Raw genomic sequence first — 20,730 nt, 5'->3', positions numbered from 1 at the left:
GCGCCGGGGCTCTCGTACCCCACCCCACCTGCGGTGATGCCTCTTCGGCGCGCGCGGCCGGGAGGGGGCGCCTAGCGTGATGGTGCGGGATGCGTTTCCCGTACCCCGGAACGCGCGAGGACGAGAAGGCGGTGGCGCCATGGCCGTACGACCGGAGGGCACCCCCTGCTGGGCCGACGCGATGGTCACGGATCTCGCGGCGGCCAAGGACTTCTACGGCGGGTTGCTGGGCTGGGAGTTCGGCGAGAGCGCCGCCGAGTACGGGCACTACACGGAGGCCACGGTGGGCGGCGAGCCGGTGGCGGCGATCCATCCGCGGCCGCCGGGCGACGGCGGGATACCCGCGTGGAACCTGTACTTCGCCACGCCGGACGCCCGGGCGACGGCGGAGCGGGTCCGGGAGCACGGCGGCACGGTGACGATGGAGCCGATGCCGGTCGGCCCGTTCGGCACGATGGTCCGGGCGACCGACCCGAGCGGGGTGCCGTTCAGCGCCTGGCAGGCGGGGAGCCACGAGGGCTTCGGGCGTACGGGGGAGCCGGGCGCGTTCGTCTGGGCGGACGCGTGCACCCGCGACGCGCGCCGGGCGGACGCCTTCTTCCCGCTGGTCTTCCCGTTCGAGGTGCGGCGGATGGAGAGCGACCGGGTGGACTACCACGTCTGGAAGGTGGGCGGTGAGCCGGTCGCCGGGCGGCTGAGGATGTCGGAGAACTTCCCCGCCGACGCGGACCCGTTCATCAATGTGTACTTCGGTGTCACCGGGGTCGAGAACGCGGTCGCCACCGCCGTACGGCTCGGGGGCAGGCTCCTGTACGGGCCGATGCCCAGCCCGTTCGGGAAGTTCGCGCCGCTGATGGACCCGCAGGGCGCGGTGTTCACCGTGGTCGACACGGCCGACACGGAGGGCGGGATGCCGTCGTTCGACTGACCGCCTCCGGTGCTGCCTGTGGTGATGCCGGTGGTCACAGGGGGGTCAGGGAGACCTCGGTCGCCTTGACGGCGGTCCAGACCTCGGCGCCGTCGGTGAGCCCGAGTTCGGCGACGGCCTGCGGGGTCGTCTCGGCGACGAGGTCGGGGATCCGGGGCGAGGTGATCAGCACCCGCATCCGGCTGCCGCTCGCGGTGATCTCCCGTACGGTCCCCCGCCAGACGTTGCGCGGGCTGCCGCCGGGCCGTTCGCGGTGGACGGAGACGGCTTCGGGCGGGATCACCGCGAGGGCCGGTGTCCCCTCCGGCAGGGGCAGCGGTTCGGCGGCGGTCAGCGCCCCGCCGCCGGGCAGCAGCAGCCCGGCGCCGGTCGCCGTGCCCGCCCAGGCGTTGCGGCCCAGCATCCGCGCCACCCACGGCGAACGGGGGTGGCGGGTGACCTCGGCGGGCGGGGCGTCCTGGAGCACCCGGCCGCCGTCGAGGACGAGCACCCGGTCGGCGAGGGACAGCGCCTCCACGGGGTCGTGGGTGACGATCAGACAGACCCCGGCGAAGTCCGCGAGATGGGCGCGCAGGGTGTGCCGGACCCGGGCGCGGGTGGTCTGGTCGAGCGCGGCCAGCGGCTCGTCCAGCAGCAGCAGCCGGGGGCGGGCGGCGAGCGCGCGGGCGAGCGCGACCCGCTGGGCCTGGCCCCCGGAGAGCTGGGCCGGGCGCCGGTGGGCGAGCGTGCCGACCCCGAGCCGGTCCAGCCACTCCTGGGCGCGGCGGCGGGCCTCGGCGCGCGGGACGCCCTGGGCGCGCGGCCCGTACGCGGTGTTGCCGAGGGCGGTCAGATGCGGGAAGAGCGCGCCGTCCTGGGGGACCCAGGCGACACCGCGGCGGTGCGGGGGGAGGTGGGTGACCGGGTCGTCGCCGAGGCGCAGCCGGGCGTGGGCGCGGGGGGTGAGGCCGAGCAGGGCGCGCAGGAGGGTGGTCTTCCCGGCGCCGTTGGGGCCGACGACGGCGAGGGTGGTGCCCGGGTCGGCGGTGAGGGTGAGCCGGGTGAAGCCGGTGAGGTCGGCGTGGAGGGAGGTGGGTGCGGTGAGGGTCGGTACGAGGGTTTCCGGAGCGGTCGGTTCCGGAGCTGCCGGCTCTTGAGCTGCTGGCTCTTGAGCTGCTGGTTCCGGGGCGGGGTCGCGGCGGGGCCGGGGCTCCCCGCCGCGGGGCGTCCACCGTCCGCGCAGGGCGACGAGGACCGCCATGGCGATGACGAGCAGCAGCAGGGAGACGGCGGTGGCGGCCTCCGGGTCCTCCTGGAGCAGGAGGTAGACCTGGAGCGGCAGGGTCTGCGTGGCCCCGGGCAGATTCCCGGCGAAGGTGATCGTCGCCCCGAACTCGCCCAGCGCGCGGGCCCAGGTGAGGGCGGCCCCGGCGATCAGCCCGGGGGCGACCATGGGCAGGGTGACGGTCAGGAAGACCCGTACCGGTGACGCCCCCAGCGACGCGGCGGTCTCCTCGTACCGGGGGCGCAGCCCGCGCAGCGCGCCTTCGAGGCTGATGACGAGGAACGGCATCGCGACGAAGGTGGCGGCGACGACCGCGCCGGAGGTGTGGAAGGGGAGGACGATCCCGAAGGTCTCCTCCAGCCAGGGGCCGGCGACGCCCCGGCGGCCGAGGCCCAGCAGCAGGGCGACGCCGCCGACGGTGGGCGGCAGCACCATGGGCAGGAGCACCAGGGAGCGGACGAGGGCCTTGCCCCGGAACGGTACGCGGGCGAGCAGCCAGGCCAGCGGGATCCCGAGCACCAGGGAGAGGCCGAGCGCCCAGCAGGAGACGTACAGGGACAGCCGCAGGGCCTGGACGACCGCCGGGTCGGTGAGATCGCCGCCGAGCCGGGCCCAGTCGGTGCGGAGCAGGATCCCGGCGAGCGGCAGCAGCAGAAAGGCGATCGCGAGCAGGGCGGGCACGGTGAGCAGCAGGGGTGCCCGGGTGGGGGCGGGGCGTTTCATGGGTTGGGGTGTCTCATGGGGCGTCTCATGGGGTGGTCCCGTGCGGGGTCACGGCTTCAGGAAGCCCGCGTCCTGGAGGATGCGCTGCGCCCGGGGGCCGCTGAGCCAGGAGACGAAGGCGGCGGCCGCTTCGGGGTTCGGGGACTCCTTCAGGGTGGCGGCGGGGTAGCCGGCGATGGCGTTCTGCGCGTCCGGGACGGTGACGGCGTCGACCTTGTCGGCGGCGGACGCGGCGTCGGTGCGGTAGACGAGACCGGCGTCGGCCTCGCCGAGTTCGACCTTGGCGAGGACGGCCCGGACGTTGGGCTCCAGGGAGACGGGCGCGACCGTGAGGCGCTGGGCGTCGAGGACCTGCCGGCTGTAGCGGCCGATGGGCACCTCGGGCGCGGCGAGCACCACCTTCAGCTTGGGGTCGGCGAGGTCGCGCAGGGCGCCGACCTTGTGGGGGTTGCCCTCGCCGACGGCGATGACGAGCCGGTTGCGGGCGATGACGGTGGGCTCGCCGGTGTCGGCGGCCAGGGAGTCCATGGTCTTCGTGTCGGCGGTGACCAGGGCGTCGGCGGGGGCTCCCTGGCGGACCTGGGCGGCCAGCTCCTGGGATCCGGCGAAGGAGAAGGTGATCTTGGTGCCGGGGTGGTCCTTCTCGTAGGCGGCCCCGGCGGTGCGGAAGACGTCGGTGAGGGAGGAGGCGGCGAGGACGGTCAGTCCGGTACGGGCGCCCTTGGCGCCGCCGTCCCCGTCCCCGTCATTGTCTCCGTCGCCGTCCCCGCAGGCGGCCAGGGTGGCCACGAGGGCGGTGGTCAGGGCGGCGGCCGCGGTACGGCGGCGGATGGCGGCGGTCCTCATGGGGTGCTCCTGTCGGCGGCCGGAGTCGGGGGGCGGGGTCGAGGTCGAGGGGTCGAGGTCGAGGGGTCGGGGGGTCAGACCCGATCGATGTGGACATTGGTCGACTTGACCCGGGCGGTGGCGAGCATGCCGACTTCGAGGCCCAGTTCCTCGACGGCCTCCCGGGTGAGCAGGGAGACCAGCCGGTGCGGTCCGGCCTGGATCTCCACCTGGGCGGCGACGTCGCCGAGCTTCACGGCGGTGACGATGCCGGGGAACGCGTTGCGCGCGGAGGTGTAGGGGGTGTCGTCGTCCCCGCCGGTGCCCTGGGCCAGCTCGACGGAGAAGGCGGCCAGGTCGCGTCCGTCGACGACCCGGCGGCCGCTCTCGTCGCGGTGCGTCGCGATCCGTCCGGCGTCGGCCCAGCGGCGCGCGGTGTCGGGGCTGACGCCGAGCAGCTGAGCGGCCCGACCGATGGTGTACGACGGCATGTGCGCCAGATTAGGCGCCCGGAACCCGCAGATGCAAGGCATTTCCCCCTTCATCAGCCGCAGGTAAGACCCTGAGCTGTCGCGGTGCGGCCCTTCCGCCCCGGGCCCCGCGTCCGGCTCACCCGCCCCTCCCCGAACGGCCCACCCCCGTACCCGTACACCCGTTCCCCATTCCTCCGGTCGAGTGAACTCCGTACGGCCGGGAATCCCTCCGCAAAGCCCTCGCAGAACACTCCGGTCACTCCTCACCACCCCCGGCGAACGGCGATCCGCAGCACCACCGATGAGCCGCCGAACGGCCCCGCAGACCTCCTGCACGGATTCCTTTTCCGGCGCAACCGGAGGGAGTCCGGGCGGGGTAATTCCCTCCACCGAATGGAGCCCTACAGTAATTCCACGGAGGCGGTGGCGACATGGATTCCCACCCGTGGGCCAGGGGCTCCGGCGCTGTTCAGCGGGGTACGAGGGCGCCCCCGGCAGCGGTACGGTTCACTCCGGCGGCGGCACCACCCGCAACACACGGGGTCCATCACCCCAGGCCCCCCAGAGAACCGCATACGCTAGAAAACTTGCGCGCCAGGACACCCACAGGCGCGCGTTCCTTTCCCACTCGTCACCTTGCGCACCTTCTCGGGACGGATCTGTTTCACGCCATAGCGGATATGGAATAGCCCCTTCGTCCAGAGCAATTCCACGACAGAAAGGAATTATCATGTCTGTGGAAAATATGACTGCTGAGATGGCGGTCTCGCACGAGGTCCGGGCCCTGATCGCGGCGGAGGGCGAGGTCGACAGCTTCGGCGGCGAGACCGTCAAGGGCGCCGGGCTGCTCCTTCTCGCCCTGCTCCTGTCGGCCAACCCGCGCCGCAACGAGCCGATCGAAGACGCCTTCGGCGGCTCGGTCCAGAACCTGGCCTGCGCGGCGGCGTTCTGAGGGCATGGTCGATGACGACTCCGCATCAGCCGTCGCCGAGTTCGGTCGAGACGGCCACGTGTGTACTGGCGGGCGCGCTCACCCGGGCGCTCCAGGAGGACGGCGACACCTTCGGGGTCCGTCGTTCCCTCGACGCCTGGGGTGACCGTACGGGCGGCCTGGCCGCCGTACGCGTACTGGGCGCGGATGTGCTCACCCCGTTCGTCCTCACTGGACGTCCTCTGCCGGCCGAGGACGCGGCGCTGGTGCGGACCGCGGTGCGGGCACACCCCGCACCGCGGCATCAGCCGCTGGAAGCGGCACTGTGGGGGGCGCGGGACGCGGCGCTCGTGCGCGCGCTCGCCGCCCTGGGGGTGGACGGGGCCGCCGGCTGGGAGGGCCTGGCCCCCGCCCCGCCGTCCTCCGGCGGACTGGCCCCCGACTGGATGTCCCTGACCGCGATCCTGGTGCCGCTGGCCTCGGCCGCGCACCCCTTCACCGACGCGGTGCTCCGCTCCCAGCTCGCCGGCCGGCGCCTCGACCTCAGCCGCGGCCTGGTCCGCGCGCTGCTGCGGCGCGACCTGCTCAGCGCGGCCCGGATGGCGCGCTGGCTCGTACTCGACGCGACCACCCCCGCCGCCGCGCCGGAGCTGGTCGCCCCCGCGCTGGAGCATCTGGCGGTGCTCGGCGCCGACGATCCCCGGGTACTGCTCGAAGTGGCCGTAGCCCGCCGCCTGATGGCGCGTACAGCGTGCTGACAGATCACGAAGGAGAGGTCATGGACGCCGAAGCGGTACGCCTGGCCCGGCAGGTCAGCGAGGGCGCGGTGGAGTGGCTGGGGCGGATGCGCGGCGCCTTCGTGCTCGGTCGCGACGTACCCGACTACGAGATCGACGCGGACCAGCTCAAGGCGTTGAGCGAACTGACCCTGGGGGTGGCCACGGTCCACCGGGAAGCCGTCGCCGGAAGACAGTGCGCGGCGACCGCCGAATCCCTGCTCGACTACGCCTGGAGACAGTTCGACAAGGGGGAGCTGCTCTACCGGCTCCAGGTCTACACCCCCGCGGCCACCCACCCGATGGAGATCTACGGCCTGTTCGCCGCCGTCGGCCTGCGCCACCAGCGCATGGACGACCTGTCGGCGCATCTGATGGGGCTGCGGGCCGCCCGCTCCACCGAGCATGTGCCCAACCGCCGGCTCGCGGTCGCCGCGTCGGCCCGCAGGATCGGCGTCCCCGTCCAGGACGACCTGAAGGCGCTCACCGACCAGACCTGGCTGGGCGGCACCCCCGAGCCCTGGATGATGGACGCCAACAACGCCTACGGGGTCACCCACACCGTCTTCCACCTCACGGACTACGGCAACGACCCCGACGGGCTGCCCGAACCGCTCCAGGACTATCTCCAGCTGTGGCTGCCGGTGTGGGTGGAGGTCTTCGCGGAGACCCGCTTCTGGGACCTGCTGCTCGAATTCCTCATCGTGGGGACCTGTCTGAAGCGGCCGCTGTTCTTCCCCGAGGTGTGGAAGCAGGTCGCCCGCGCCCAGCAGGACGACGGCATGATGCCCAACGGGCTGACCGTACCCCCGGCGGACCCCCGCCTGGCCTGGCTCAACCACCACCACCCGACCATCGTGGCCGCCGTCGCCGGCACCCTGACCATCTCCCGCACCCTCACGCTCACCACGGCGGGAGCGGGCAGCGCATGAGTCCCGGCACGGCCGGGGCACTGCTCACCGGCCATGTCCGGCGGCTCGTCGAGGACGGCACCGCCACGGCGGCGGCCGGCACGGTGATCCGCGGCCCGGACCGGGCGGCGGCGGCCTTCGGCCACCACGGCCGGCCCGGCGGCGGGGCGCCGCCCGCCGGGCCCGGCACGCTCTTCGCCCTGGGGTCGCTCACCAAGACCTTCACCGCGCTGCTGCTGGCGGAGATGGCGGGCGCCGGGCTGGTCGCGTACGACGACCCCATCGAGACCTATCTGCCACCCGGAGCGGGCCCCCGCCCGGGGCCCTCCCCCATCACCCTCGCCGACCTCGCGACCCACAGCGGAGGGCTGCCCCGGCTGCCGCTCAACCTCTACCCCAGGGCCCTGCCCCGCTTCTTCGGCGACCCCTACGCCGGCTACGGCCCCGCCGACCTCTACCGGGCGACCGCCCGCCTGCGGCAGCGCCCGGCCCCGAGACCGGTGCGGTACTCGACCTTCGGCGTCGGGCTCCTCGGCCAGCTCCTCGCCAACGCGGCCGACGCCCCCTGGCACCAGCTGCTCACCACCCGGGTCCTCGCCCCCCTGGGGCTGACCGGGACGACGGTCCCCGACGACGCCGACCTCACCACCCGCACGGCCACCGGCCACCGCCGCGGCCGCCCCGTCCCCCACTGGCGCTTCGACGCGCTCGCGGGCGCCGGCGCCCTCTACTCGTCGGCCACCGACCTCCAGCTCTACCTGACCGCCCTCCTCGACCCGGCCACCGCACCACCCCCCCTGGCCGACGCCCTGACCTCGGTCCGCCTCCGCCGCCACCCGGGCCCGCGCCCCCCGGACCACAAGACCCTCGGCTGGGACCTGCGCGAGGTCCGCGGCCGCACCCTCCTCTGGCACACGGGCGGCACCGGCGGCTTCACCTCGTACGCGGCCTTCAGCCCGGACGCAGGCACGGCGGTCGCGGTCGTCGCCAACACGACCCCGGGCCGCGGCCAGCCGGTCCTGGGAGCGGGCCGCCGCCTGTTCCGCGAGGTCGCCTTCGGCTGAGGTCGCCCTCCCCCTGCCCTCGCTCGTCCGGAGTGGGCCATCTTCGTTTCGTGCTCGTGGTCGTTCACGGGGCGGACTCTGCTGAGACGGGCGGCCGACAAGGGTCCCCCGGCCAGGCGCCCAGAAGCATCTTCACGCTCACCGGGCGCGCCACGGTTCCGGCGAGCGGCGAGCAGGGGGAAGCGCTTTGAACCGCTGTCAGAGAGGGTTCTCGCTCATTCTTCGGCTGGGCCGACGAGGGTGAATCGGTCGAGGCGGACGATGAGTTGGCCGGCGATGGTCCAGTGGATGGCGGGGCTGTCGAAGGGAATGCCGGTGGCGTCGACCGGTTCGGGGGTGTGGCTGGGTCGGTAGAGGGCGCCGTGGACTCCCGTCGGGGTCCAGGACTGGACGCGGAGGGCCACGTGGCGGCGCCTGAGGTGGGGGCACGCTTTTGCCGCCAGGGTCGCGCACGGCCGGCAGACCGGGGCCGGAGCTGCCGGGGCCATCCTCGGCGTACAGCGTCAGCCGGGACGCGGGGGCGGTCCAGCCGTTTCCGCCGCCCTCGGGGCTGAGCTGGTAGGTGGCCGTTCCCGTGTCTTCCGGGAGGGCGACCACGACACCGGTCCGGCCCGTGCCGGTGTCGTGGACGAGGTCTCCGCGCCGGGGTTCCCAGGCGGGTTCGGTGGTGACGTCCGTCATGTGACGGACGGTAAGGGCTCGGCTACCGGTGAATATGAATCAGGAGAATAGGCCCTGGTCATCCAGGTGGAAACGGCTCGACATCCCCCGCAACTCCTCGCGCGTCGAAGCGCGTTCCGCACAGACGATCCTGCGGAGGGTCGCCCTGGCGATGGGGTGGTTGCGCACCAGCTGCGGTGCCAGCTCCTCGGCCCGGCGCAGCTGCCCCAGGGCCTTGTGGCGGTCGCCGTCCCAGAGCCAGGCTCGGGCCAGGTCCATGTGGTGGTGTCCCTGGCGGGACTGGGGAAGTGCGGCGATCTCCGCAAGGCTGGCCTGTTCGTTCAGCCGCAGCGCGGTGGTCTGGTCGCTCAGCTCCAGCGCCACGCCGATGCCGTGGATGGTGACGTTGCCCGCTGAGAAAGTCAGGGAGTGCCGGTCCTCGACGGGCTCGCTCCCCGGGCCGCCCGTACGTGTGGTGGCCTGTCGCGCCAGGCCGAGGCGGTGGTCGGCCTCGGCGGCGTTGCCGGCACGGGCGGCGGAGACCGCCGCCCGGAGCTGGAGACTGCCCCAGGCACGCACCGCGATGACGTCACCGTGTTCGTACGCGGACTCGATGCCGTTGAGGGCCTTGTCCGCGAGCGTGAGGGCGTCGGCCCAGTCCGCCGTGGCCCACATGTCCCACATCCGCATCCAGTCCGCCACCGCCGGCAGCACCGGATCACCGGAGAGCCGGGACGCCCAGACGGCCCGCTCGCAGGCCGTGGCGATCAGCTCCGGATGCCCCAGGGCGTGCGCGGCCGTGTGGGCGAACTTGCAGCACACCGCGTAGATCCCGAACGCCTCCTCCCGCTCGTGCCCGGTCGACACCTCGGCCAGGGCGTGCGCCTCCCGCAGCAGGTCGGGAAGGCTCCGCAGGATCGCCACGTTCGCCGCCGCGTCCCGCAGCCGGTGCAGCCGCCTCATGTCCTGCCACAGGGCGCCGGACGGGCGGGGGGTACCGTCGAAGACCGGCGTCAGGTCGTAACGCCGCAGCTCCCGCAGGATGGACGCGGCGGCCATCCGCCACTGGTTCTCCGGGACGGTGCCGACGTACGGGCGGTCGATCAGGTCGTTCGGGTGGCAGTGCAGAGCGGCGGCGATGCTGTTGATCAGCGCGGCCCGGTCCAGCTCGATCCGGCCCTTCTCGACCTTGGACACCCAGCCCTGCGTCTTGCCGACCGCGGCCCCCAGATCGGCCTGGGGCATCCCCAGGGCGAGCCGCCGGCGCTTGATCCGACGGCCGATGGCCTCTTGCTCTTCCAGTTCGTACGGCATGGTCGCAACGTCCTGTCCCGTGGAATGCAGCCTCCACCGAACGGTACTCGCGGCACGTGAGTCACGTGAACGTGTGCAATCTGCAACCGATCACGGCGGCTGAACGCCCGCTCCCGGCGGTCCGTCCGCTCATTCGCGGCCGGCTCCCGCGCGGCGGGCCCGCCTGGCGGCCTGGTGCGCGGCGGCGGCCGCGTCGAACTCACCCCTGGCACCCCGGGCCGCGAGCTTCCGGGCCGCCTCCAGCCGCCCGCTCGGCGCGACGTGGTCCCGCAGGGCGGTGTTGACCGTCTCCGTCTTGGTACTGGTGCCCAGGGTCCGCGCCACGGCGGCCAGCAGCTCATCGTCAAGGTCGATCACCGTGCGACTCATACGACCTCCCGGGATATCGACTCAGTATCGAGTAAATCTCAGGCGGTGGGGCGGCACCTCTTCGAAGACCGCCCCGGCGACCCCTCCGGCCACCCCGTCCCCGCCCCCGTGTGCGGGGACGGGGCAGCCATCGCCCCCGTACCGTCAGGCCGTCAGCGGATCACCGGCGGCCCGACGGCGGATTGGGGGATCAGCGGGGCCAGGCGCAGTGGACGTGGCGGCTGTGGCCGCGGTCCCCCGGGCCCAGGACCTCGGTCGCGCCGAGGCCGCGGCAGGCCGACATCACCGCCCGGTGCGGGGCGCCCCGGTCGCCGACGTGGCGGCCGTTGATGTAGTTGATGTCGATGGCGAGGCCCTTGTAGTGCCGGGAGGTCGAACCGTGGTCGCCGCCGACGAGTTCGGAGACGGCGATGCGGTAGCCGTGCTGGGTGCGCAGCTTCAGCAGGCCGTTGAGCATCCGGGTGTCCAGGGGGACCCGGCGGTTCGGGACGTCGCTCCAGGGGCTGGTGAGAGCGCCCCGGCCGTTCGCGGTGTCGATGATGTTCTGCTTGGCGGTGGATCCGGGGTGGCGGCCGCCCGGGTGGACGGTCGCCAGCGTGATCCCGCTCGTGTTCAGGATCGCGCGGGCGAGCGCGGCCCGGTCGCCCGCCGGAGCGGGCTTGGCGCCCAGGAGCGCGGCCCAGGTGCGGGGGCCGATGACGCCGTCGGCGGTGAGCCGCTGGGCCCGCTGGAACGCCTTGACCTTCGTGGTCATCGCCGCCGCCCAGACGCCGTCGACGGGCACCGACTGGCCGCGGGCCCGCAGCAGGGTCTGGGCCGCCCTGACCGCCGGGCCGCGTGCGCCCTGGCGCAGGGTGGGGGCGAGCTTCCCCCAGGTGGCCGGGCCGACGACGCCGTCGGCGGTGAGCCGCTGCGCCCGCTGGAACGCCTTCACCGCGCCGGTGGTGGCGCGGCCGAAGACCCCGTCCACCGCGATGGCCTGCCCCCGGGCCACCAGCAGGTGCTGGAGCGCGGTGACCTGAGTGCCCCGGGCGCCGGCCCGCAGGACCGGCCAGGCGACGGCGGCGGCTTCCGCACGGGCGGCGGGGGCGGCCTGCGGGGAGGCCGGGTCGGCCGCGGTGGCCGGGGAACCGGCGGCCAGGCCGCCTCCGGCGAGCGTGGCCACGGTGAGGGCCGCGGCCACCAGCCGTCCGGCGCCCGGACGGTGACGAGTGAGGGTGGGAAACACGTGAGGCTCCTGTTCGTGATCGTCTCCCCCCGCCTTCCGGCCGGTGCACGTCGGCGCACAACCCGAGCGCGCAGGTGTCCCGGAAGGGGTGGGGGAAGTGGGTCGCGGGGCGTTCCCGCCGACCGCTTCGCCAACCGTGCCCGAAGATCCGCCGGGTCAACTAGCATCTGCGGAACGTTGGTTGATGCAGCAATGCACGGCTGCCTATGCACGGCTGTGACCTGCTGCTATGCAGAGGAATGAACGAGGGGGCGCACGAGGTGGGCAGGCCGCGGGACGGGCAGGAGAGACGGGAGAGACAGGCCGGTCAGGACGGGGAGCCACCGGACGTGGCGCTCGCGAAGCTCCTGCGGTGGTGGTGGGAGCGGGCCGGTCGAAGCGACCGCGGCAAACCGACGCAGCAGGCGCTGGCGTTACGGATCGCCTGCGACCAGGCGACCCTGTCCCGGTATCTGAATCCCCGCCACGCGTCGACCGCGCCGCCGCATGTGATCGAACTCCTCCACGACCGGCTGGGCGCGCCCCCGGAGGAACTGGCCCCGGCCCTGGCCCTGAGCAGGGCGGCCGCGGCCTCGGCCGCGAAACGCCGCAACACCGGAAGCACCGGAAGCACCGGGAGCCACCCTGCGTCCGAAGCGCCCGTACCGGACACGACGGAGAACGCGCCGCCGCCCACCGGCCCCGACGCCCCCGCCGTCCTCGTCGGCCGGCCCGCCACGGAGCCCCGCCCGCCGGGCCGCGCCCGCCGCTGGTCCCTGGTCAAGGTCGTCCCCGCGGCCCTGCTCCTGATCGTGACCTCGGTCGCCGGCTGGCTCTCCACCCTCCGCGACCAGCCCCTCGCCCCCGGCCCGGAACAGCCGTCGGCGCCGCTGCTGCTGCCACCCGCCGCCGGGTCCGGTGCCCAGTGCAAGAACCGGTGGAAGCGGATGACGGCCGCGTCGCTGTACGTCCTGCCCTGCATCGAGCGGCGGTCCGGCGGGCTGGCGCTCTCCGCGCGGGTCCGGCCCATGACGGCCGACGGCATCCCCGGCGGGGCGACGGTCTGGATCTGGCTGATGCGCATGGACGACGACGCGCCCGCCGGGGCGGCGGGGCTGCGGCACTGCCGGCTCGCCCCCACCCGCGACGACGGGATCACGACCTGCGGACCGTTCACGGCCCCCGCGCCCGTCCGTCCGGGCACGTACGCGACCTGGGTCAGCGCCCGCGTCGAACACGCCGCCCAGCCGCCCGGCTGGGGCTCCCGGGCCGTCATCGGGCGGCACAGTCCCGTCGTCCCGTGGCCGTCGCCGCCCCGGGGCGGCGAACCGGCGGGCGAGCCCGTGGGGACCCGGGCGGCGGCCCGTGGGACCGTGGCGGCCACCCGGTCCGACACCCCGCGCTCCCCCGCGCGCCGGACTCCCGAGCGCCGTGCGTCCCCCGTCCGCTCCGGACCCCAGAGGTCCCGGCACAGTCCGCCGAGCCGCGGCAGGCCGTGACGGGACCGGGTGGCGGGCTCCGCTCGGCCCCCCTCCGGGAGCGGCCCGCCACCGATCGTCCATCCCGGCGACTTCCCCGCCCCGGCCGCGCGTGTCCGTGTGCGGATCTTCGGCGGGCGTGCTGTGATCACTGTGGCCCGGGGCCGGCGGCGGAGCCGTGCCGCGCGGCGGGACCACGGCGGGAGCCAGGACGCACGAGCGCCCCGGGCGGAACCACCGTTCCTGCTCAGAACGATTCCGCACACGGGGCGCACAGGTGGGGCGGGTGGGACTCGAACCCACGGCCGACGGATTATGAGTCCGCTGCTCTAACCGGCTGAGCTACCGCCCCTAACGGCGCGTCGCGCACATGTGTGCGCGCCGTCTGCCGCAGCATAGCCGCTCATACGATCTCCTGCTCCGGATGGTCGGCAACGCTCACCTGGGTAGACCGCGCGGAGGTCCGCCCGGTTCCCGAACTCGTGCAGAACATACGAAAAAGGACCCACTAGGGGTCCTCTCCGTATCGCTCCCCCGGCTGGACTCGAACCAGCAACCCTCCGGTTAACAGCCGAATGCTCTGCCAATTGAGCTACAGGGGATCGCGCTCCCCCGACTGGACTCGAACCAGTAACCTGCCGGTTAACAGCCGGCTGCTCTGCCAATTGAGCTACAGGGGATTGCCTCGCGTGCATCGAACGTACCTCCCTGGGATGCTCCCGGAGGGCGTGCGCTCGCTGCGACACATACATTAGCGCAAGCAGGGGGGTGCTCCGCCAATCGGTAGGGTCCTGGACGATCACGGGCCGTCCGGGACAGGCGGGCGGGCACCCGCTGACGCAACCGAAGGGTGGCAGTGCCATGCGGTACAGGCTCTCGTTCGTCGCCGGACTCGCCCTGGGGTACGTGCTCGGGACACGGGCCGGACGGGAACGGTACGAGCAGCTGAGGAAGAGCGTCCGGGAGTTCTCGCAGAACCCGGCGGTGCGCAACGCGGCCGAGTCCGCCGCGCTGGGGGGCAGGCAGCTCGCGGGCCGGGCCTACCACGCGGTGAGCGAGCGGGTGGGGGACCGGGTGCCGGAGTCCGTCGCGGAGCGGGTCCGTTCGCTGCGGGAGCGGGCCGCGAACGGCGAGGACGACTGGGGAACCAGCAACACCTGACACCAAAGGCCCCGCCGTGGGGCAGAATCTCCGTCCATGGGGATAGTCGCCGGCTTGGACAGTTCATCTGCGTACACCCAGATCGTCGTCTGTGACGCCGATACGGGCGCCGTACTGCGGCAGGGCTATGCCCCGCACCCCGTCGACCCGAAGGCCGCCGATGCGGACCCGCAGGCGTGGCTGCTGTCGCTGGGCGACGCCGCCACCGGGGGGCTCCTCGAAGGAGTGCAGGCCATCGGGGTCGCCGCGCAGCAGCACGGGCTGGTCGCGCTGGATCAGCAGGGCACGCCGGTCCGGGACGCGCTGGTCGGCAACGACCGGCGGGCGCAGGCCGCCGCCGCCGATCTGATCGAGTCGCTGGGCGGGCGCGAGGCGTGGGCGCAGGCCGTGGGCTCGGTGCCGCAGGCCGGCCATCCGGTGGCCAAGCTGCGCTGGCTCGCCCGGACCGAGCCGCAGGCGGCCCAGCGGATCGCGGCCGTGCTCCAGCCGCACGACTGGCTGGTGTGGCAGCTGCTGGGCCGGCCCGCCCGGATGACCACGGACCGCGGCAGCGCCTCCGCCACCGGCTACTGGTCGGCGGGGAGCGGAATGTACCGGTCCGATCTGGTCGAGCTGGCCCTCGGCCACCCGTGCGCGCTGCCGGACGTGCTGGGGCCCGCCGACGCCGCGGGCACCACCCCCGAGGGGCTGCTGATCTCCGCCGGGACCGGCGAGACGATGGCGGCGGCCCTGGGGCTCGGCATGCGGCCCGGGGACGCGGTGATCTCGCTCGGGGCCTCCGGCTCCGCGATGGCCGTCCACCACGAGGCCCTGGCCGACCCCAGCGGTCTGATCACCTCGTACGCCGACGCCACCGGGCTGCATCTGCCGGTGGTGCACACGCTCAACGCCGTACGGGTGCTGCGCGGCACCGCCGAGATGCTCGGCCTGGACGATCTCGACGCCCTCTCCGACCTGGCGATGAAGTCCACCCCGGGCGCCTCGGGGCTGGTGCTGCTGCCGTATCTGGAGGGCGAGCGCACCCCCCGGCTGCCGCACACGGCGGGCACGCTCAGCGGGCTGCGCCGGGAGTCGATGAAGCCGGAGCACCTGGCGCGCGCCGCCGTCGAGGGGATGCTCTGCTCGCTCGCGGACGCGCTGGACGTGATGCGCGGGCGCGGGGTCGAGGTGGAGCGGGTCTTCCTGCTGGGCGCGAGCGCCGGGCTGCCCGCCGTGCAGGCCGCCGCCCCCGGGATCTTCGGGGTACGGGTCGTGGTGCCGCAGCCCGCCGACTACGCGGCGCTCGGCGCGGCCCGCCAGGCGGCGTGGGCGCTCGGGGTCGCGCAGGGCACGCACTCGCTCGCGGCGCCGCCGCTGTGGCCGGAGCCGGTGGTCCAGGTGCTGGAGCCCGGGGACGAGCCGGCCGTGGGGCAGGCGGTGCGCCAGCAGTACACGGCGACCCGGGACCAGCTGCACCCGAACGCCTTCGGCCACTGATCCCGCCGGCCTCCCCGAAAACGCCGGTCTCCCCGAAAGCGCCGGCCCCGGACCCCGGTACCCGAAACCGCCGGTCCCGGGCCCCGGGGCGTCTTGACCAGCGCTTGTAACAAAACCATGGGGATCTCGGCCCCGGGTGACGCAAGATGGGGTGTCCCCCGACTCACACACCCCCCACTTCGCCGAGCCCGAGAGACCGCGTGTGCTGATACAACTCCTGCGGCGGCATCTGTCGCCGTACAAACGACCGATCACCCTGTTGGTGATCCTCCAACTGCTCCAGACCAGTGCGACCCTCTACCTCCCCAACCTCAACGCCGACATCATCGACAAGGGCGTGGTCCGGGGCGACACGGGCGAGATAGTCCGGCTGGGCGGGGTCATGCTCGCCATCAGCCTGGTGCAGGTGGTGTGCAACATCGGTGCCGTCCACTACGGCGCCCGTACCGCGGCCGCCCTCGGCCGGGACGTGCGGGCCGCCGTCTTCGACCGGGTGCAGAGCTTCTCCGCCCGGGAGCTGGGCCGCTTCGGTGCCCCGTCGCTGATCACCCGGAGCACCAATGACGTGCTCCAGGTGCAGATGCTGGTGCTGATGGCGTTCACCCTGATGGTCTCCGCGCCGATCATGTGCGTGGGCGGCATCGTGATGGCGCTCGGGCAGGACGTGGCCCTGTCCACCGTGCTGCTGGCCGTGGTGCCGGTCCTGGGCATCTCGGTGTCGGTGATCGTGGTGAAGATGCGCCCGCTCTTCCGGAGCATGCAGGAACGTCTCGACACGGTGAACCGGGTCCTGCGGGAGCAGATCACCGGCAACCGGGTGATCCGGGCCTTCGTCCGCGACGGTTACGAGCAGCGGCGCTTCGGCGAGGCCAACACCGGCCTGACCGAGGTGGCCCTCGGCACCGGGCGGCTCACGGCGCTGATGTTCCCCGTCGTGCTGACGGTGGTCAACATCTCCTCCGTGGCCGTGGTCTGGTTCGGGGCGCACCGCGTGGACACCGGCGCGATCGAGATCGGCCAGCTGACCGCGTTCCTCGCCTATCTGATGCAGATCGTGATGGCCGTGATGATGGCCACCTTCATGTTCATGATGGTGCCGCGGGCCGAGGTCTGCGCCGAGCGGATCGAGGAGGTGCTCGGCACCTCCTCCAGCGTGGTGCCGCCGGTGTCGCCGGTGCGGGAGCTGTCCCGGCACGGGCATCTGGAGATCCGGGCGGCCGCGTTCAGCTATCCCGGCGCCGAGGAGCCGGTGCTGCGCGACATCGCGCTGACGGCCCGCCCCGGGGAGACCACGGCGATCATCGGTTCCACCGGCAGCGGGAAGTCGACGCTGCTGGGTCTGGTGGCCCGGCTGTACGACGCCACCGGCGGCGCGGTGCTGGTCGACGGAGTCGATGTGCGCGACCTCGATCCGGCGCTGCTGGCGCGGACCGTGGGTCTCGTACCGCAGAAGCCGTTCCTCTTCTCCGGCACGGTGGCCTCGAACCTGCGGTACGGCCGGCCGGACGCCACCGACGAGGAGCTGTGGCAGGCGCTGGAGGTGGCGCAGGCTGCGGACTTCGTCCGGGAGCTTGAGCACGGCCTCCAGGCGCCGATCGCGCAGGGCGGGACGAATGTCTCCGGCGGTCAGCGCCAGCGTCTCGCGATCGCGCGGACGCTGGTGCAGCGGCCCGAGATCTATCTCTTCGACGACTCGTTCTCGGCGCTGGACTACGCGACGGACGCGGCGCTGCGGGGTGCGCTGGCGGCAGAGACCGCCGAGGCGACCGTGGTGATCGTGGCGCAGCGGGTGTCGACCATCCGGGAGGCGGACCGCATCGTGGTGCTGGACGAGGGGCGGGTCGTCGGCGCCGGCACCCACCGCGAGCTGATGGCCGGGAACGGGACCTACCGCGAGATCGTGCTCTCGCAGCTGACGGAGGCTGAGGCCGCATGAGCGGGCCGCGCATGATGATGGGCGGCTCGGCCGAGCGGTCCATGGATTTCAAGGTGTCCGGGAAACGGCTGCTGCGGCAGTTCGCCCCGGACCGGGCGCTGCTGTGGGTGGGACTCGCGGCGGCGGTGATCAGCGTCGGTCTCTCGGTGGCCGGGCCGATGGTGCTGGGCTGGGCGACGGACCGGGTCTTCGCCGGGGTCGTCGGCCGGGACCTGCCCGACGGCACCACCAAGGAGGAGACGGTCGAGGGGCTGCGCGCCGACGGCGACGACGGTCTCGCCGACATGCTCTCGGGGGTGGACTTCGTCCCCGGCCGGGGCATCGACTTCGGTGCCGTGGCCGAGGTGCTGCTGCTGGCGCTGGCGCTCTTCGTGGCCTCGGGGCTGCTGGCGCTGGTCACCTCCCGGCTGTCGATCAAGGTGATCAACCGGGGTATGCACCGGATGCGCGGGGAGGTGCAGGCCAAGCTCTCCCGGCTGCCGCTGTCCTACTTCGACCGCTCCAAGCGCGGCGAGGTGCTGAGCCGGGTCACCAACGACATCGACAATGTCTCGCAGACCCTTCAGCAGACCATGGGCCAGCTGGTCAACTCGCTGCTGACGATCGTGGGCGTGCTGGGGATGATGTTCTGGCTCTCCCCGCTGCTGGCGCTGGTGGCACTGGTCACGGTGCCGTTGTCGGTGGTGGTGGCGGCCCGGGTCGGCAAGCGTTCCCAGCCGCACTTCGTGCAGCAGCAGCGGGCGACCGGCAAGGTCAACGCGCATGTCGAGGAGATGTACACGGGCCATTCGCTGGTGAAGGTCTTCGGCCGGCAGCAGGAGTCGGCGCGGGAGTTCGCCGAGCAGAACGAGGCGCTGTACGAGGCCGGTTTCCGGGCCCAGTTCCACAGCGGGGTCATGCAGCCGCTGATGTTCTTCATCTCCAATCTGAACTATGTGCTGGTCGCGGTGGTCGGCGGGCTCCGGGTGGCCTCGGGGTCGCTGACGATCGGCGAGGTGCAGGCGTTCATCCAGTACTCCCGGCAGTTCTCCATGCCGCTGACCCAGGTGGCGTCGATGGCCAATCTGGTGCAGTCGGGCGTGGCCTCGGCCGAGCGGGTCTTCGAGCTGCTGGACGCCGAGGAGCAGGAGGCCGACGGGGAGCCGGTGGAGCGCTCCGGGCGGCCCGCCGGGCAGGTGTCGCTGGAGGGGGTCTCCTTCCGGTACGACCTGGACAAGCCCCTGATCGAGGATCTGTCGCTGCGGGTGGAGCCGGGGCAGACGGTCGCGATCGTGGGGCCGACGGGCGCGGGCAAGACCACGCTGGTGAATCTGCTGATGCGGTTCTACGAGATCACCGGCGGCCGGATCAGCCTGGACGGCACCGACATCGCGAAGCTCTCGCGGGACGAGCTGCGTTCGTCGATCGGCATGGTCCTCCAGGACACCTGGCTCTTCGGCGGCACGATCGCGGAGAACATCGCCTACGGCGCGGCGGGGAGCCGGGAGGTCACCCGGGCCGAGGTCGAGGAGGCGGCGCGGGCCGCGCACGCGGACCGGTTCATCCGGACCCTGCCCAGCGGGTACGACACAGTGATCAGCGACGACGGAGCCGAGGGCTCCGGGGTCAGCGCGGGCGAGAAGCAGCTGATCACGATCGCGCGGGCGTTCCTGTCCGACCCGGTGATCCTGGTGCTCGACGAGGCGACCAGCTCGGTGGACACCCGTACCGAGGTGCTGATCCAGAAGGCCATGGCGCGGCTCGCCCACGGGCGTACCAGCTTTGTGATCGCCCACCGGCTCTCCACCATCCGGGACGCGGACGTGATCCTGGTGATGGAGGACGGCGCGATCGTGGAGCAGGGCACGCATGACGAGTTGCTGGCCGCCCGGGGGGCCTATGCCCGGCTGTACTCGGCCCAGTTCGCGGACGCGGTGGCGGAGGTCGACTGAGCCTCCGGTACGGAGAAGTCCTAGTCGAGATAGCCGCGCAGCTGGTCGGCGAAGGCGTGGTCGCGCAGCTTGTTGAGGGTCTTGGACTCGATCTGGCGGATCCGTTCACGGGTCACGCCGAAGATCCGTCCTATCTCCTCCAGGGTGCGCGGCCTGCCGTCGACCAGCCCGTAGCGCAGCTGCACCACCTTGCGCTCGCGCTCGCCGAGGGTGGAGAGCACGGCTTCCAGATGCTCGCGCAGCAGCAGGAAGGCGGCGGACTCGACGGGTGAGGCGGCATCGCCGTCCTCGATGAGATCACCGAGGGCGACGTCGTCCTCCTCGCCGACCGGGGCGTGCAGGGAGACGGGCTCCTGGGCGAGCCGCAGGACCTCGCTGACCCGCTCCGGGGGCAGGTCGAGCTGGACGGCGACCTCCTCGGGGGTGGGTTCGCTGCCGTGCTCCTGGAGCATCCGGCGCTGCACCCGGACCACCCGGTTGATCAGCTCCACCACATGGACCGGGACCCGGATGGTGCGCGCCTGGTCGGCGAGGGCGCGGGACATGGCCTGGCGGATCCACCAGGTGGCGTACGTGGAGAACTTGTAGCCGCGGGTGTAGTCGAACTTCTCGACCGCGCGGATCAGTCCGAGATTGCCCTCCTGGACGAGGTCCAGCATGGTCAGCCCGCGCCCGACATAGCGTTTGGCGACGGAGACCACGAGCCGCAGATTGGCTTCGATCAGCCGGCGCTTGGCCATGCGGCCCATGACGACGAGCCGGTCGAGGTCGACGGCGAGGCGGGAGCTGTTGAGGTCGGGGGTGGTGCCCAGCTTCTCCTCGGCGAAGAGCCCGGCCTCGACCCGGCGGGCGAGGTCGACCTCTTCGGCGGCGGTGAGGAGGGGAATCCTGCCGATCTCCCGCAGATACTGCCGGAAGAGGTCGGAGGAGGGGCCGCCGGTCTCGGTCCGGGTGGCACGGGACGGCCGCCGCCGGGTGCTCCCCTCGCCCTCGGGGGCGGCCCCGGGCCATGCGTCGGGGTGCTGCGGCGGCAGGCTCTGCGCCGGGACGGCCGCGAGCGGCTCCGGCCGGGCCGAACGTTCCGCCAGGGTCTCGGTCGGGGTCCGGGTCTGCACGGGGGCGACCTCCAGGGTGAATCGCTGCCGGGTCGGGGGCGTGCGGCAGCGGGACGGAGCGGCCGGGCCGCCCGTCCCGTACAGGATGAGACGGATCCACGGGGGTGCGAGGCCCACCAGGGGTGGACCGGCCGCGCTCCGAGGCTCAGGCACCGTTCCCAGTGTGGGGTACGACACACAGCCGCCAC

General features: G+C 73.1%; 18 protein-coding genes and 3 tRNA genes. 10 read left to right on the top strand and 11 right to left on the bottom strand.

Translation table 11 applies throughout. The features are described 5' to 3' along the window. Positions 1-139 precede the first annotated feature (139 nt). Entirely contained in the window at positions 140-928 is a 789-nt protein-coding gene (locus tag SYYSPA8_RS06210; RefSeq protein WP_323445926.1) for a VOC family protein, read from the top strand. Between the two features lie 34 nt (positions 929-962). On the opposite strand, the gene SYYSPA8_RS06205 is transcribed toward SYYSPA8_RS06210, so the two are convergent. From SYYSPA8_RS06205 to SYYSPA8_RS06195, 3 genes are all read right to left on the bottom strand, one after another. Beyond that, entirely contained in the window at positions 963-2,915 is a 1,953-nt protein-coding gene (locus SYYSPA8_RS06205) for an ABC transporter permease (protein WP_323445925.1), read from the bottom strand. Positions 2,916-2,963: 48 nt separating this feature from the next. Next, positions 2,964-3,761 (bottom strand): molybdate ABC transporter substrate-binding protein, encoded by a 798-nt coding sequence (modA, locus tag SYYSPA8_RS06200; protein ID WP_323445924.1) that lies wholly within the window; start codon positions 3,759-3,761, stop codon positions 2,964-2,966. 74 nt (positions 3,762-3,835) lie between these two features. Then, positions 3,836-4,231, bottom strand: coding sequence for a TOBE domain-containing protein (locus SYYSPA8_RS06195; protein ID WP_323445923.1), 396 nt, complete (start codon positions 4,229-4,231; stop codon positions 3,836-3,838). A gap of 712 nt (positions 4,232-4,943) precedes the next feature. Here SYYSPA8_RS06195 and SYYSPA8_RS06190 point away from each other — a divergent pair. The 4 genes from SYYSPA8_RS06190 to SYYSPA8_RS06175 are packed head-to-tail and all read left to right on the top strand — an operon-like array spanning position 4,944 to position 7,895. Further along, positions 4,944-5,165 (top strand): hypothetical protein, encoded by a 222-nt coding sequence (locus SYYSPA8_RS06190; protein WP_323445922.1) that lies wholly within the window; start codon positions 4,944-4,946, stop codon positions 5,163-5,165. Positions 5,166-5,176: 11 nt separating this feature from the next. Continuing rightward, positions 5,177-5,902 carry a hypothetical protein gene (locus SYYSPA8_RS06185; RefSeq protein WP_323445921.1) on the top strand — a complete coding sequence of 242 codons (726 nt, stop codon included), beginning with the start codon at positions 5,177-5,179 and terminating at the stop codon, positions 5,900-5,902. Positions 5,903-5,922: 20 nt separating this feature from the next. Further along, entirely contained in the window at positions 5,923-6,852 is a 930-nt protein-coding gene (locus SYYSPA8_RS06180; RefSeq protein WP_323445920.1) for a DUF6895 family protein, read from the top strand. After that, entirely contained in the window at positions 6,849-7,895 is a 1,047-nt protein-coding gene (locus SYYSPA8_RS06175; protein ID WP_323445919.1) for a serine hydrolase domain-containing protein, read from the top strand. The genes SYYSPA8_RS06180 and SYYSPA8_RS06175 overlap by 4 nt, the downstream gene beginning before the upstream one ends. Positions 7,896-8,110: 215 nt before the next feature. Here SYYSPA8_RS06175 and SYYSPA8_RS06170 read toward each other — a convergent pair whose 3' ends face one another. The 4 genes from SYYSPA8_RS06170 to SYYSPA8_RS06155 form a co-directional block, all read right to left on the bottom strand. Further along, complete coding sequence (locus tag SYYSPA8_RS06170) at positions 8,111-8,299, bottom strand: hypothetical protein (RefSeq protein WP_323445918.1); 189 nt, start codon at positions 8,297-8,299, stop codon at positions 8,111-8,113. Between the two features lie 316 nt (positions 8,300-8,615). After that, positions 8,616-9,869 carry a helix-turn-helix domain-containing protein gene (locus tag SYYSPA8_RS06165; RefSeq protein ID WP_323445917.1) on the bottom strand — a complete coding sequence of 418 codons (1,254 nt, stop codon included), beginning with the start codon at positions 9,867-9,869 and terminating at the stop codon, positions 8,616-8,618. Between the two features lie 129 nt (positions 9,870-9,998). Next, positions 9,999-10,238, bottom strand: a complete 240-nt coding sequence (locus SYYSPA8_RS06160; protein ID WP_323445916.1) for a type II toxin-antitoxin system VapB family antitoxin — start codon at positions 10,236-10,238, stop codon at positions 9,999-10,001. Positions 10,239-10,428: 190 nt separating this feature from the next. Continuing rightward, the gene (locus tag SYYSPA8_RS06155) at positions 10,429-11,466 is read right to left on the bottom strand and encodes a peptidoglycan-binding domain-containing protein (RefSeq protein WP_323445915.1); all 1,038 of its coding nucleotides are present in this window, start codon (positions 11,464-11,466) and stop codon (positions 10,429-10,431) included. A 329-nt stretch (positions 11,467-11,795) separates the two neighbouring features. Between SYYSPA8_RS06155 and SYYSPA8_RS06150 the strand changes: the two genes are divergently transcribed. Beyond that, the gene (locus tag SYYSPA8_RS06150) at positions 11,796-12,944 is read left to right on the top strand and encodes a hypothetical protein (protein WP_323445914.1); all 1,149 of its coding nucleotides are present in this window, start codon (positions 11,796-11,798) and stop codon (positions 12,942-12,944) included. A 257-nt stretch (positions 12,945-13,201) separates the two neighbouring features. Here SYYSPA8_RS06150 and SYYSPA8_RS06145 read toward each other — a convergent pair. The 3 genes from SYYSPA8_RS06145 to SYYSPA8_RS06135 form a co-directional block, all read right to left on the bottom strand. After that, positions 13,202-13,275 (bottom strand) — tRNA-Ile (locus SYYSPA8_RS06145). 177 nt (positions 13,276-13,452) lie between these two features. Next, positions 13,453-13,525, bottom strand: a tRNA-Asn gene (locus SYYSPA8_RS06140). A gap of 5 nt (positions 13,526-13,530) precedes the next feature. Beyond that, positions 13,531-13,603, bottom strand: a tRNA-Asn gene (locus SYYSPA8_RS06135). A gap of 181 nt (positions 13,604-13,784) precedes the next feature. On the opposite strand from SYYSPA8_RS06135, the gene SYYSPA8_RS06130 reads away from it, so the two are divergent. The 4 genes from SYYSPA8_RS06130 (at position 13,785) to SYYSPA8_RS06115 (ending at position 19,427) form a co-directional block, all read left to right on the top strand. Then, a complete protein-coding gene (locus SYYSPA8_RS06130) occupies positions 13,785-14,084 on the top strand; it encodes a YtxH domain-containing protein (RefSeq protein WP_323445913.1) in 300 nt (99 codons plus the stop codon). 36 nt (positions 14,085-14,120) lie between these two features. After that, positions 14,121-15,560 carry an FGGY family carbohydrate kinase gene (locus SYYSPA8_RS06125; RefSeq protein WP_323445912.1) on the top strand — a complete coding sequence of 480 codons (1,440 nt, stop codon included), beginning with the start codon at positions 14,121-14,123 and terminating at the stop codon, positions 15,558-15,560. A 202-nt stretch (positions 15,561-15,762) separates the two neighbouring features. Continuing rightward, on the top strand, positions 15,763-17,496 hold the full coding sequence (locus tag SYYSPA8_RS06120; protein ID WP_323445911.1) for an ABC transporter ATP-binding protein: 1,734 nt from the start codon (positions 15,763-15,765) through the stop codon (positions 17,494-17,496). Then, positions 17,493-19,427 carry an ABC transporter ATP-binding protein gene (locus SYYSPA8_RS06115; RefSeq protein WP_323445910.1) on the top strand — a complete coding sequence of 645 codons (1,935 nt, stop codon included), beginning with the start codon at positions 17,493-17,495 and terminating at the stop codon, positions 19,425-19,427. The genes SYYSPA8_RS06120 and SYYSPA8_RS06115 overlap by 4 nt, the downstream gene beginning before the upstream one ends. Positions 19,428-19,447: 20 nt before the next feature. Here SYYSPA8_RS06115 and SYYSPA8_RS06110 read toward each other — a convergent pair whose 3' ends face one another. Then, entirely contained in the window at positions 19,448-20,542 is a 1,095-nt protein-coding gene (locus SYYSPA8_RS06110) for an RNA polymerase sigma factor (protein WP_407705936.1), read from the bottom strand. Positions 20,543-20,730 lie beyond the last annotated feature (188 nt).

Source organism: Streptomyces yaizuensis (genome assembly GCF_034961445.1).
GTDB classification, from domain to species: Bacteria; Actinomycetota; Actinomycetes; order Streptomycetales; family Streptomycetaceae; genus Streptomyces; species Streptomyces yaizuensis.
Note: the sequence above shows the minus strand (reverse complement) of the source record. Positions and strands in the feature narration are given on the sequence as shown.